Annotated in this window: 10 protein-coding genes and 1 pseudogene; 2 read left to right on the forward strand and 9 right to left on the reverse strand. The window is 59.4% G+C overall.

The features are described from left to right. Window positions 1-3 precede the first annotated feature (3 nt). From RHE_RS10990 to RHE_RS11015, 6 genes and pseudogenes are all read right to left on the reverse strand, one after another. On the reverse strand, window positions 4-2265 hold the full coding sequence (locus RHE_RS10990) for a bifunctional diguanylate cyclase/phosphodiesterase (protein WP_011425414.1): 2262 nt from the start codon (window positions 2263-2265) through the stop codon (window positions 4-6). Window positions 2266-2518: 253 nt separating this feature from the next. After that, window positions 2519-3525: pseudogene (locus RHE_RS10995) on the reverse strand (IS30 family transposase). A gap of 302 nt (window positions 3526-3827) precedes the next feature. Then, entirely contained in the window at window positions 3828-4337 is a 510-nt protein-coding gene (locus RHE_RS11000; protein WP_011425415.1) for a GNAT family N-acetyltransferase, read from the reverse strand. A gap of 290 nt (window positions 4338-4627) precedes the next feature. After that, window positions 4628-6778, reverse strand: a complete 2151-nt coding sequence (locus RHE_RS11005) for a mechanosensitive ion channel family protein (RefSeq protein ID WP_011425416.1) — start codon at window positions 6776-6778, stop codon at window positions 4628-4630. Between the two features lie 333 nt (window positions 6779-7111). Then, window positions 7112-7492, reverse strand: a complete 381-nt coding sequence (locus tag RHE_RS11010; protein WP_011425417.1) for a hypothetical protein — start codon at window positions 7490-7492, stop codon at window positions 7112-7114. Between the two features lie 58 nt (window positions 7493-7550). Next, window positions 7551-8228: a hypothetical protein gene (locus tag RHE_RS11015; RefSeq protein WP_042118486.1), complete on the reverse strand. Its 678-nt coding sequence runs from the start codon at window positions 8226-8228 to the stop codon at window positions 7551-7553. 257 nt (window positions 8229-8485) lie between these two features. On the opposite strand from RHE_RS11015, the gene RHE_RS11020 reads away from it, so the two are divergent. Continuing rightward, a complete protein-coding gene (locus tag RHE_RS11020; RefSeq protein WP_020921320.1) occupies window positions 8486-9094 on the forward strand; it encodes a TerC family protein in 609 nt (202 codons plus the stop codon). 83 nt (window positions 9095-9177) lie between these two features. Here the strand turns inward: RHE_RS11020 and RHE_RS11025 are convergent, their stop codons facing one another. Genes RHE_RS11025 through metG form a run of 3 tightly spaced genes read right to left on the reverse strand, consistent with a single transcriptional unit; the run spans window position 9178 to window position 12337 of the window. Further along, complete coding sequence (locus RHE_RS11025; protein WP_011425420.1) at window positions 9178-9996, reverse strand: MBL fold metallo-hydrolase; 819 nt, start codon at window positions 9994-9996, stop codon at window positions 9178-9180. A gap of 3 nt (window positions 9997-9999) precedes the next feature. Then, entirely contained in the window at window positions 10000-10782 is a 783-nt protein-coding gene (locus RHE_RS11030; protein ID WP_041678648.1) for a TatD family hydrolase, read from the reverse strand. 4 nt (window positions 10783-10786) lie between these two features. Next, on the reverse strand, window positions 10787-12337 hold the full coding sequence (metG, locus tag RHE_RS11035; RefSeq protein WP_011425422.1) for a methionine--tRNA ligase: 1551 nt from the start codon (window positions 12335-12337) through the stop codon (window positions 10787-10789). A gap of 233 nt (window positions 12338-12570) precedes the next feature. On the opposite strand from metG, the gene RHE_RS11040 reads away from it, so the two are divergent. Then, on the forward strand, window positions 12571-13359 hold the full coding sequence (locus tag RHE_RS11040; protein WP_011425423.1) for a sulfite exporter TauE/SafE family protein: 789 nt from the start codon (window positions 12571-12573) through the stop codon (window positions 13357-13359). Window positions 13360-13363: the final 4 nt, after the last annotated feature.

Raw genomic sequence — 13363 nt, forward strand, 5'->3', positions numbered from 1 at the left:
AGGCTATCGGCTTGCCTTTGCCGTTCCCGTGCCCTTCATCCGGCAAAATTCGATCAACTGATCCGAGCTCATGGGTCGGGCCAGGGCATAACCCTGGAGCAAATGGCAACCGAGATCTTTCAGGATCTTCGCGTGCTCCATTGTTTCCACGCCCTCGGCAACGATGTCGATGTTCTGCGACCGGCCGATTTCGATGATGGAGGAGACCAGACGGCGTTGCGAGGGGGAGGCGATGATCGGCTTGATGATTTCTCGATCGATCTTAAGCCTGCGCGGCTCAAATCGAAGCAAGCTGACGATACTGGCATGTTCCGTGCCGAAATCGTCGATCTCGATTTCAATGCCGAGCGCTTTGATTGCCGGAATGACCTCGTTGAGAGCAGGCTGAAGCTCGTCGAAGGAGATTGTCTCGAGCAGCTCGAAACATAGGCGGTCCTTCGCTGCGGGGAGCGCGGACAGCTCGGCGAGCAGATTTGCCTGCGCCAGCCGGCGCGCTGAAATATTGACGGAGACCCGTGGAATATGCATTCCCAAGCCGTCCCAGCGCGTCAGCTCGAACAGCGCCTTTTGCAGGATCAGCCTGTCCATATCGCCGCTGCGCCCCAGTTTTTCCGCAGCATCCAGAAATGCGTTTGGGCCGAGCAGACCTTTTCGCGGATGATCCCAGCGGGCAAGCGCCTCGACGCCGGCGATATCAAGCGTGTTTGCATTGAACTGCGGCTGGAAGAATGCAACGAGTTCATCGCGTTCGAGCGCTTGATTGAATTCATCCGCCAGTTCTTTTGCATGGATTGCCGCGCTGCGAAGCTCCTCGGTAAAAACGGCCGCGCGGCCGCGGCCGGCTTTCTTCGCCTCGTACAGCGCCAGATCGGCATTCAGAAGCAGCTGGCCGAGGTCGCGGTCGCGGGCGCTTTCAGTCTCCCAGGCGACACCGACGCTTGCGCCGACCACATAACCAGCTCCATCGATAAAAATGGTCTGCTGCAGTGCGTCGACAATCTGTCTGGCCAACTCGGCTGCTTTAGGCTCGGGATCGGTGCTCCAGCTGGCGAAGACGAACTCGTCTCCACCGATGCGGGCCGCTACATCGTTCGGGCCGGTCAAATCGGCAAGCCGCGAGGCCGTTGTTTGCAGGACCATGTCACCGCCGGCGTGTCCCTTTGTGTCGTTGATCTCCTTGAACCGGTCAAGGTCGATATGGATGAGGATCAGACGGTCTTGCGGATCGGGCCGCGGCGGCTGCGAGATCATTTGGTCGACAAACCGCCGATTGGGTAGCCCGGTGAGGGCATCATGCAGCGACAGGTGCTCCAGCCTCTGCCGGGCCCGGACGAGCTTGCTCTTGTGAAGGCGAAGTTTTTCGATGGTCTTCTGGCGCGATTTGGTCAGAAAGCCGACCCAGACGATCGGCGCGACAACACACAAGGCCAACAGACTCGCATAGAGCTCAAAAGTGCCGATGCCGTTATTCTGGCCCCATCCATGCCTGGGAAGTGCGGCGAGGGACCACCGGCCGTAAGTCATATCGACGGATGCGACGACCGGTTTCTTCTCAAAGGTTTCCAGGCCGCCAAAAAAGACCTGTTTGGGAGAGTTCGGCTCCGGCGTCGTGCTGATGGCGATCTCCAGGTCGGTCGAACCAAGACCGCTATCCCGATATAGCCTCGGAATATCGATGATCCCGGAAAGCAGACCCCAAAAGATCTGGCTGTTTCCGTCGTCGATATAAACCGGGCACCTGACAACGAAAGCCGTTCCGCCTTGGACAAGCTCCACCGGGCCTGTCAGGACGATATTATGCGTGTTGCGCGCCAGCATCGCGGCGGCCCGTTGCTTCTCATTTTTTCGGTAGTCGAGTCCGATGGCCTTTTCGTTTCCTGTTTCCGGATAAACCCACTGGACTACCATGTCGGGCGCTGCAGCGAAGCTTCGCAATTGTGAATCAGGCTGCAGAATCTGGGCGGCAAGTTTGGAAAATCTGTTCTGGCCCATCGCTGGATCGACGGCGATACCCGCCGCCAAACCTTGCAACAGCTTCACATTGCTGTTGAGGTTTGTCTGCAGTCGAGATGATATCGTCGCAAGCTCGCCGGCAACAACCGAGCGTTCGTCGGCCAGCGACCGCTCAAGCCGCCAGTTCGTTGCCACCCAGACGACGATGGCTGCGATAATGGCGGCAAATAGTGCCGGAGCGAAGGCGCTCGCATGGCTTATCAGGGAGCCCGCGAGGCTGCGAATTGCCTTTGTATGTCTTCGAAACTTCATCAGGTCGCCAGTGTGAATGACAGGCTTGCATCCTTGCACAGTTTCTTTAAGGCAACGCTAAACCGTCGATCTGGTTGCAGGAAAGACAATCCAGTGGGGAATATCGTCAGTCGGCACGCACGGCTGCGTCCATCTTTGTAGAGCCGGGCGGGTGAGCGAGGAGGCGAGACTGTCGCATCTCTGACTGGCCCATCTGTCGCATTACTAAATAGCCATGTGAGTTCATGCCGAACTACGACTTGCGCATGCGACGCTAGCCGACACGTCGCATTTGCGCGAGTAGTTTCTTGCGAAAGACCTCCGCCGGGGTTCGGTAGCCCAAGCACTTCCGCGGTGTAGAGTTGAGCCGATCGCAGATGTCCTTCAGCTCGCCATCGGTGATCGACAGCGGATCTACCTCTCTCGACAGCCATTTGCGAACCCGGCCATTGGTGTTCTCGACCGTGCCTTTCTGCCAGGGCGACTGCGGGTCACAGAACCAAGTCTGCGTTCCGATGCCAGCCTGCAGATAGGGCCATTCGCTGAACTCAGTGCCGCGGTCGAAGGTGATTGAGCGTCGAGCAGCGTGGGGCAGGGGTTGGAGCACCTCGATCAACCCGTCCATGATCGGCTTCGACTGCCGGTCATTGTTGCGCAGGAAGACAGCAAAACGGCTGACCCGCTCGACCAATGAGGTCACGTTGGCCTTGCCGAACTTCTTGCGAAACTGAATGAGATCGCACTCCCAGTGGCCGAACTGCTTGCGCTCGGCGACAGTATCGGGACGGTGAAGGATGTTGAGTTCCGGGCTGAAGCGGCGTGACGCCGGCGGGCATGCCGCGATCTGCGTCTCGCACGCCGCTCCGGCAGGTGCCGCCACAGTTTGATGGCCTGACCGTCTGCGGAATAGGCGAACTTGTAGATCGTCTCATAACTGCCGCAGATCGGATGGCGCTCCAGCCGCATGCGGCCGGCGATCTGCTGTGGCGACCAGCCATGGATGATCCGTTCGATCACCGATTGGCGCACATGGGAGAACCGGGCGAGCTTGCGCAGCTTGGCTCTGCGCTCACGGGCCATCTCGTTGGCGGTGACGCAATAGTAGCCGCTCAGATCCGGCATCTGCGGGTCTTCAAAAGCATTCCGCTTGAGCTCGCGGAAAATCGTCGAGCGATGCCGGCCGAGCTTCTCGGCAATGACGGTGGCGCTGAGGCCCGCTGCTCGCCAGCCAGCGATCCTGCGACGTTCATCCATGTCGATCTGCGAGTAGGTGCGTTTCATCAGTCATTCCTTGCGAGTGATAACCCACTGGTATCTATCGCAAGTCGCACTTCATCCTTGAACCCACCCGGCTACACACAAAGATCACATAAGATGGGTTATGGAACACAAGGGCGGGTTTCCAACGCTTTGCTTTTGGCCACATACCGTCTAAAACAAATGACCCTGCGCAATGCTCAGAGTTGTCGGTGCTAGTCCTAGGCTTTGCACGCAACATGAATGGTGTGTCGCAAAGGACATTGTCCGCTATGGTCAGCAGGATTTTTCGCCGAACGAGATTATCGGATAAAAGGCCGACATGTTTAGTTCGGTCGGTCGAATGAAAGTAGCAGACTTTCCACTCCGCCCTCGATGACGTCTCGGTACGGCAGAAACCCTGCGGACAGCGAACCCCGAATAGCTATTGTGTTCTCTTTAGCGTGACAAATGAAACATTTGCAGTCTTGGGGAAAAAGAGAAGGAATCACGTTCAGCACATATGAGCGAAGCATAGCTTTCCCCAAGCCCCTCCCTATGAAGTGCTCATCACCGATAAATAAGTCGACCGCTACGCCGTCGTGCTCGCCCATCTCAGACGCGAAATCGGGATAGTCGCGAAGCAGGTAACACTGCAATTTTCCGAAAGGCTCACCATCATAACAAGCTATATGGCAATAGGTAGGATGGCTTGGGCTCAGGCGCTCAGAATACTTCCTCCGAACTTCCTCGATCGTTATCGGCGTCTTCTGGTAGTGAGCACGCATATGAGGCTTATTTAGCCACTCACACAACATCGGAAAATCTGCTTCGGTGAGCGACCTGAAATCAATCATCTGGCTGTATCTTTAGGTCGATTGCTCGACAGGTTCTACTCGCAAATCGTCCGCGGGCATTCCAAGCGGCAATCACGACGCAATGCCCGCCGCGAGCCAAATGCTCGTATGCGGATGCTTGAGCGCAGGTCGCCTTGAGGAGACCTAGCTGAATGCAGACGTGACGGTCAGCATCCTCCGCGTCCAAGTTGCTTCGGTACCAATTGGGATCGCCAGGGACAGACCTTCTCGACATCTTCAATCAGCAATATAGCGCCGTCGGTCGGGCATGGAAGCCCAATTAGGGGGTGTCATTCCTCAATCGGCAAGACGGGTTTTATTGGTCTCTGGAGCTCCGATGCGGCGGCTGATGACACTGCATCGGCCATTCCGCCGGAGACATGCACCGTCGGTGTTGCAAACTGAATGCCCTTTTCTGCGAAGGTCTTCTTCAGCATGGCAAGCGCCTTTCGGCGGACGCCAAACTGTTCGCCCGGTTTTGCCATGAATTTCAGCCTGATCTGCACGCCATAATCCGCCATCTGCTCGATGCCCTGCATTTTCAAGGGCTCGATGATGTTTGGCCCCAGCTCGGCATCGTCCAGAAGCTCGACGCCAATGCGCTTGATGGTCTTGCGGACCTCCTCAAGGTCGCTGTCATAGTTCAGCGTAAGCGTGATGATGTCGATGACCCAGTCGCGGCTCAGATTTTGTACCGCGCCAAGTTCGCCGAATGGAACGATAGTGACAGGACCGCGGTGGTGTCGCAAGCGGATCGATCGCAACGAAAATCCTTCGACCGTACCTTTGTATTTTGCCGCCTGGATATATTCTCCGATGCGGAAGGCATCGTCGAACAGATAAAAGACCCCGGAGATAATGTCCTTGACCAGCGTTTGCGCACCGAAGCCGACGGCTATGCCGACGACACCAGCGCCCGCAAGCAGCGGCCCGATCTGAATGCCGACAGCATCCAGAATCATCAGGAAGCCGACGGCGCCGATCGCGAGGAACAGCACGTTGCGAAGAATGGGAAGAAGCGTATTCAACCGCTGACGGCGGCGCGCCTCTGGCCCCTCCTGATGGCCTGAATTCACGCTTCGCGACGCCATTGCCATCTGCGTGTCGATCAAAGTGCTGACGAGCTTCCAGATGACATCGGTCACCAGCAATACGATCACGATCCGGATTCCCGCCCGGATCAGACGTGTGGTCACAGTTTCGGCTGCGGCAAGATCACCTAGATTGACATCCCACGAGCGGGCAATGAGCAGCGCGGCAAGCACGATCAGGCCGTTGCGCAACGTCTGCATGATAACGACCGACCACCCCAAGATGGACGGATCCTCCACCGCACGCTCATCCTGCGAATTTATGATGATGCGCCGAATGATATCGCGCGTCACCGAGACCGTCAGCGGCAGAAGCGCAATGACGATCACCGTCCAGAATGCAGCACGCAGTCCCGACACCCATAACAGCCACGAGAGTATGATGCTTGCGCTGAAGCCGACGCTGATCAGCCGGTTCACTGGCGGGCCGTCGGAACGGAACTGCCGCAGCCAAATCATCGCAATCAGCGTGACCGAGATGACGGCGAGCCATGCCGCGGTAAAAAGATCGACCAATATGGCCGGAGCCCCGATCGTTCGTATCACTTCGATCGTGGCCCAGCCGGCTGCCAACAGTGCGACCGTTGCAAGGAGCCAGTAGTACCAGAACCACGCAAGCGACGTCACAAGGGTCACAAGCCGCATATGTGGCAGGCGGGCGCCCGGCGCGATCACGATGCGTCCCACCAGCACGCCTAGCCGCACCATGAGCGCAGCTGACAGCAGAATGAGCGCAACATCGCGAAAAACAGCGGGCCATGGAAACAGGATAAAGGCGCCGAGGCTTCCGATGAGGTAACCGATCAATGCGAGAAGCCCCATCGACAGTCGCCCGGCGTGCAGTTTGATCCGCTGCCGGACCGTGTCGGCAGGTGCGGTCAGTATAAAATGAAGAAGCCCTCGCCCCGACCACCAGGCGATACGCTGCGCGAGAAATCCGCCTGATACGAAGAGTGTGACCGCCAGGATCAGACCGACAGGGTCGATTTGATTGTCTGTCTGGAAGAGCCGGATCGCCGCCTGGATCTGTCCCGGAAGGGTTGGAACTGCGTCGACGAGCGAGAGCAAGCGCTGGCGCAACTCTTGCAGTGAGGTCGCGATCGACGGCGGCGCCGGTTCTTGTGAGACTGCTGTCGGCTGCGTGGGCTCCTGATTGCCGGGAACGATCCGATCGACCAGAGCGCGACCGGCCTCGTCGTTCGGCAATTCGATGATGACCCGGATCGGCGCCGAGGATCCGGATGACTCGGCCGAAGAAGCAGGATTGACGCCGATTGGCAGCGTGGAAAACACGACCATCAGGACAGTGAATATTTTCCGCAAGGGATTGCGTTCGTCGTTGCTGCGCATGTGATCGTGGTCCTCGGGACGGTGCCGCTTCTGCTGTAGAGGCACTTGGGACTTTGTGAAGCGTCATGCCATCTACGTCAATCGACGAACCTGTCTGGCCGAGGCAGGCTGATCGTGCCCCAGCTGCGGTCATTCCCGATCTTTGTCTCGGTGACAGATCATAGGCCCCCCGGCCTCCAGACTCTCTGCGGCACGGTGCCGGCGAGGGTTGGTAATGTCAGAAATGAATTTGGGGCAATAGCTGCGATGTGCGGCCCGCGGTCAGACCGCGGGCCGCACATCCGGCTCTCCCCCGAGTTGCCGGAGGACCTGGCGTCTCAGATGGTCAGCCCTTCACCACCGTCTCGTCTCGGAGAGGTGGCCGGTAAATCCCGCCAGCAAAATGCCGAACGGAAGACTGCGAATGATTCTGGCGGCGATGAAAGCCGCGCCCGTGGCCAAGGCGAGCTTTGCCCAGGGATAGTTGCCGAGTTGCACATGGGCGTTTGCGTCGATCAAGTTTGCCTGGGCTTTCAGCGCCGATTCCGCATCCTCGCGCAGGATGCCGATCCGGGCGCGCAACAGCCTTACTTCGTGCTGTAGGGTGTCGAGATCGTGATCGGCCTTCTCGCGGGCGGTCGCGGTAGCGGCATCGGCAAAAGGCGGCTCACCTTCCGCGACCAGCTCATCGGGATCCGGCGGAAGGAATCCGTCGCGATTGATGGATGATTGCATGGACGTCTCCTCAATTATTCTGCAAGGGTGAACGAGGCCGCCTCTCGAGCCAGACAGATCAGTGATCACGTCGGAATCCCTGACTTTGGCTCGATCCGCCTTGCGTCTGTGTCTGCGTTTGCCGATCGGCATCTGTCGATGGCGAGCCGGCGCTGGTGAAGGTATAGGCGCGCACCTTGGCGCTCCCGTGGGTAGTGTCGCGAATCGCGACCGGTCGCGCATCGTCGGAAGACGGCGCTTCGAATGCGCTCTCGGACACAGCCAGATCTTCAGCGGCCTTGCCGCCATGGGCCGAACCGGCAAAACCGGTATTCGACCCGCCTTGACGGCCGCTTTCCGATAACCAGAGATCCGCCCGCTCATCGATGTCGATGCTGCCCTCGTCGTCCAGAATATCGTGAACGGTCTCATAGAGCGCGTCGTCAATATCATTGACCTGAACGAGGAAGCCGCCTCGCCGCAGCCCTTCCGCGTACATCGCGCGGTCCTCATCCGGAAAGAAGAAGTCGGCTAGTGCGTCGAAGAAACCGCTGCGGTCGTCGCTGATGACGCCGGCATTCTTCTCATCCGCCTCATATCCGGGCATCAATCTTATTCTCGCGACCGGCACGCCCGCGTCCTCGAGACGGGAGATCGCAGATTCGGCTTCCGACCGGCTGTCGAAGAATGCGGTAAGGCTGCCGCCGCCCACCGGGCTTGAAAAACCCGGGTTGATATCCTTGTGAATGTTGCTCACGGAACGCTCCTCTCGATGTCTCGTTCCAGACGTCGACCCGACGACTGGTTTCCTGACGTGAAGAACCGGCAGCCGAGATGAATGTTCCACGGCAGTGGAACGGATCGGCGGCATTTCGTGGCAGTTCCATAACGCTGCCGCCTGTCCTTTTTCAGATACACCAGGCAGTGAATCGCATCGTCTGTTGCAGCCTTCGGCGGTTGACGTCAAACCATCGAGACGCTAGCACGGCTCTTGACGCATTGGGGACATTTCATATGGACATCTTCACGGCAGCCGGTCTGACGGCTTTGCTGCAGGTCATTGCTATCGACCTTGTTCTCGCCGGCGACAACGCCGTGGTGATCGGTCTTGCCGCTGCCGGCCTCGAGGCCACGCAACGGCGCAAGGCGATCATCGTCGGCATTCTTGCCGCAACGGTTTTGCGTATTCTCTTCGCCAGTGTCGCCGTCTATCTGTTGGCGATCGTCGGTCTGCTGCTGGCCGGCGGCTTGCTGCTGCTTTGGGTCTGCTGGAAGATGTGGCGCGAGCTTCGCGACGGCCATAACGAGGATCGCGTAGCGGAAAGCGGCGAAGGCGCGCCGAAGAAGACCTTTTTCCAGGCGGCAACCCAGATCGTCATTGCCGACGTTTCGATGTCGCTCGACAACGTGCTCGCCGTTGCCGGTGCTGCGCGTGAACATCCGAGCGTCTTGGTCATCGGCCTCGGCCTGTCAATTGCGCTGATGGGTATTGCCGCGAACCTGATCGCCCGGCTGCTCGGCCGCCATCGCTGGATCGCTTATATCGGTCTGCTGATCATCCTCTACGTCTCGCTCGACATGATCTATCGCGGCGCCGTCGAGGTTCTTCCCTATATGCAGTGACCTATCCCAGGGTCGCGGCTCAGTCCCCGATCCTGCTGCACCGCGCGTCTTTTTGGATATGAAAGCATGCCGCAGCGCGGCGCTTATGCGAGAAACTCTGTCTCGAAGCTCATCTGATCAAACGCCGGCACCACGTGGTCCGGCGTCTGCGCCATCACTGCGTCATAATCCAGCGGCGTATGCATATGGGTGAGAATCGCCCGTTTCGGCCTCAGCCGGCCGATCCAGTCGAGCGACTGTTCCAGCGACAGATGGCTTGGATGATAGGTGTACTGCAGGGCGTCGATGATCAGCACGTCGAGATTTTGCAGTTTCTCGACGGTCTGGGGCGGGAAATCGCTGATATCGCTGCAGTAAGCGACACCGCCGATGCGGAAGCCAAGCGAATTGATATCGCCATGCTGTTGAATATGCGGGAAAAAATCGATCTTGCCGCCGGGGCCGCGGATTTCGAGGGGTTCATCAAGATTTTCAATGACGACAGGCAGCACGATCGGCGGATAATTGCTGCCCGGCGGCGTCTCCAGGCAATAGCCGAAGGCTTCACGCAGCCTGTCCATCGTAAATTGGTCGGCGTAGATCGGCACGCGCCGGCGCGTATTGTGAAAATAGCCGCGCAGATCGTCGATGCCATGAATATGATCAGCGTGCGGATGGCTGTAGAGCACTGCATCGACATGGTCCGCCCCTGCCCTGATCATCTGCTCGCGAAAATCCGGTCCGGTGTCGATGACGACAGTCGTCACACCGCCATCAGGAGCGAATTGCTGCACCATGAACGAGGCGCGCGTACGCCGGTTCTTCGGGTTGTCGGGATTGCAGGCGCCCCAGTCGCCGGTGATACGCGGCACGCCCGGTGACGACGAACAGCCGAGAATGGTGAAGCGCCGCCGATAGAGCACCTGCTAAATCCTTGGCATTTTCGAGAACAGGCGCAAAGCGTTCTCCGTCGTGATCCGTGCGACGTCCGCATAGGAAAGGCCGATCGTCTCGGCGAGCACTTCGGCGGTGTTGACGACATAGGACGGCTCATTGCGCTTGCCGCGCCAGCGCTTCGGCGCGAGATAGGGCGCGTCCGTTTCCACCAGCAGCCGTTCATGCGGGATCGTCTTGGCAATCTCGCGCAGCTCTTCCGATTTCGGGAAGGTCAGGATACCGGAGAAGGAAATATAGCCGCCGAGTTCGACGCCGCTCCTTGCCAGTTCCGGGCCCGCCGAGAAGCAGTGCAGGATGAAGGGGAAGGCCCCCTTCCCTGTTTCCTCGGTCAGGATGGAAGCCATATCTTCGTCGGCACTGCGGCTGTGGATGACGAGTGGAAGCTGCGTTTCCCGTGCAGCGGCAATATGCCGGCGAAAGCCGGTCTGCTGGTCCTCGGGCTTCTGGGTGTCATAGAAATAGTCGAGGCCGGCCTCGCCGATCGCCACTACCTTTTCATGGGTGTTGGCGAGGCGCACCAAGTCTTCCGTCTGGATGTCCAGCTCGTCGCCGGCATTGTTCGGATGCGTGCCGACGGAGCAGAACACCGACGGATATTTCTCCGTGATGGCGAGCAGCCCGTCGAGCTTGCGCACGCGGGTTGAGATCGTCACCATCTGTTTGACGCCGGCCTGATGGGCGCGCGTGACGATCTCGTCGCGCTCCGCCTCGAAGTCGGCGAAATCGAGATGGCAATGGGTATCGATCAGCACGGCCTCAAGCCTCCGGAGCGACGTAACGCGGGAAGACAGGCGTCGGCGCCTCGAGCGGCGTTCCGGCAACAAGCCGCCCGGCCTCGCCGAGGGCGGCAAAATCCCGCTTGTCCGCAGGCGCAGCCACGAGATCGAGCAGCTTGCCCGATGATTCCGGCATGAAGGGCTGCAGCAGGATGGCGATCTGGCGCACGACTTCGGCGGTGACGTAAAGCACCGTGCCCATGCGCGCCGGATCGGTCTTCTTCAGCGCCCAGGGCGCCTGGCCGGCGAAATAGCGGTCGGTTTCGGAAACGACCGCTATGATCGAGGCAAGTGCCCGGTGGATCTGCTGCTTGCCCATGTCCTCGCGCGTCGATGCGTGCAGCGCGTCGGCCTGCGCCAGCATCGCTTTGTCTTCGTCGGTCAGCGGCCCGCATTCCGGGATTTTGCCGTCACAGTTCTTGACGATCATCGACAGCGAGCGGCTTGCGAGATTGCCGATGCCGTTGGCGAGGTCGGAGTTGATGCGTGTGCCGATCGCCTCTTCGCTATAGCTGCCGTCCTGGCCGAAGGAAACTTCGCGCAGGAAGAAGTAGCGCACCTGATCGAGACCGAAATGATTCACCAGATTGACGGGATCGACGACATTGCCGAGCGACTTCGACATTTTCTCGCCCTTGTTGAGCAGGAAGCCGTGGGCAAAGACCCGCTGAGGCAGCGGCAGCTTCGCTGACATCAGGAAGGCCGGCCAATAGACGGCGTGGAAGCGGATGATGTCCTTGCCGATGATGTGCACATCCGCCGGCCAGTATTTCGCCCTCGGGCCGTTCCTGTCCTCGATATAGCCTGTGGCGGTGATGTAGTTGGTCAGTGCGTCAACCCACACATACATGACGTGCGATGGATCGTTGGGCACTTTGATGCCCCAGTCGAAGGTGGTGCGCGAGACAGAGAGATCCTTGAGGCCGGACTTGACGAAGGAGATCACCTCGTTGCGGCGCTCGGCCGGACCGATAAAATCGGGATTGGCCTCGTAATGCGCCAGCAGCTTGTCCTGATATTCGGAGAGCTTGAAGAAATAGCTTGCCTCTTCAACCCACTCGACCGGCGTGCCCTGCGGGCCGTAACGCACGCCGTCGGCGCGCAGCTCCGTCTCGTTTTCCTGGTAATAGGCCTCGTCGCGCACCGAGTACCAGCCGGCATAGCTGTCCTTGTAGATGTCGCCATTGTCGGCCATCAGGTTCCAGATATTGCGCGACGTCTCGTGATGACGCTCCTGCGTGGTGCGGATGAAATCATCGTTCGAGGCGTTGAGCAGCTTCGCCATCGCCTGGAATTCGCCGGAGTTGCGGTCGGCGAGCGCTTGCGGCGCGATCCCCTCGGCGCGCGCCGTCTGCTGCATCTTCTGGCCGTGCTCGTCGGTGCCCGTCAGGAAGAAGACATCTCTGCCGTCCAGGCGTTGGTAGCGCGCCATCGCATCCGTCGCGATCAGCTCATAGGCATGGCCGATATGCGGCTTGCCGTTGGGATAGGAAATCGCGGTGGTGATGTAGAAAGGTGTCTTGTCTGTCATGGCGGCCAATGTCCGGCTTACTCTATAAAAATGGTCAGCCGCTCTTAGCGCATGTCACCGCCAAGCGAAACATCAAGTTTCGCTGCCGCCCATGATTTCCAGGACACGGGGTCGCGAGCTTGACTCAGCTTCGCACGCAATTTACCGGTCGTCAGAAAGAGGGCGGGACAGAACGAATTGCCAGTTTTCATCTACCGGAATAGTCGTGGCCGCGCGCCGTTGGAGGCGCTTGCTTGACATTCGAGCCCCTCTATTCTCTTTCCGGCCTATTCGTCGGCGCGCTTGTCGGCATCACCGGCGTTGGTGGCGGTTCGCTGATGACGCCTTTGCTGGTGCTGCTCTTCGGCGTCCATCCCGCAACTGCCGTCGGCACCGATCTCCTCTATGCGGCGATTACCAAGACCGCGGGCACCGCCGTTCACGGCATCCATGGACGGGTCAACTGGAAGATCGTCAGCAGCCTCGCCGCCGGTAGCGTACCGGCCGCCCTGCTGATGCTATGGGTGCTGGCCGGCGTCGATCGGAAAAGCATCGGCGTGACCAATACCATCACAGTGGCGCTCGGCTGGCTGCTTATCATGACCGCGATCATGCTGGTCTTCCGTGGTTCCATACTGGAATTGGCGCGCCGCGCCATCGGCCATCGCACGCCACCGCGGCCCACAACCATTCTGATCCTCACCGTCATTCTCGGATTCTGCCTCGGCGTCCTTGTCACGCTGACCTCGGTCGGCGCCGGAGCGCTCGGCGTGACGATCCTGCTGGCCCTCTATCCCAGGCTGAATGTGCGTGAGATCGTCGGTTCCGATATCGTCCACGCAGTGCCGCTAACCCTGATCGGCGGTAGCGGCTACTGGCTGATCGGCGAGATCGACTGGGCGATGCTCTTTGCCCTGCTTGTCGGCTCGATCCCCGGCATCGTCATCGGAAGCCTTCTGGCGCCCAAGCTGCATGAACGTACGATCCGCATCGTCCTGGCCGTCACACTCGCCGTCGTTGCATGGAAGCTGCTGGCCGGCTGACTGG

Origin of the sequence: Rhizobium etli CFN 42 (genome assembly GCF_000092045.1) — a bacterium.
Lineage (GTDB): Bacteria > Pseudomonadota > Alphaproteobacteria > Rhizobiales > Rhizobiaceae > Rhizobium > Rhizobium etli.

Bases quoted from the DNA above. Each gene is read 5' to 3' on its own strand.
- RHE_RS10990 (WP_011425414.1), bottom strand. From the start codon at position 2,265: ATGAAGTTTCGAAGACATACAAAGGCAATTCGCAGCCTCGCGGGCTCC.
- RHE_RS11000 (WP_011425415.1), bottom strand. From the start codon at position 4,337: ATGATTGATTTCAGGTCGCTCACCGAAGCAGATTTTCCGATGTTGTGT.
- RHE_RS11005 (WP_011425416.1), bottom strand. From the start codon at position 6,778: ATGCGCAGCAACGACGAACGCAATCCCTTGCGGAAAATATTCACTGTC.
- RHE_RS11010 (WP_011425417.1), bottom strand. From the start codon at position 7,492: ATGCAATCATCCATCAATCGCGACGGATTCCTTCCGCCGGATCCCGAT.
- RHE_RS11020 (WP_020921320.1), top strand. From the start codon at position 8,486: ATGGACATCTTCACGGCAGCCGGTCTGACGGCTTTGCTGCAGGTCATT.
- metG (WP_011425422.1), bottom strand. From the start codon at position 12,337: ATGACAGACAAGACACCTTTCTACATCACCACCGCGATTTCCTATCCC.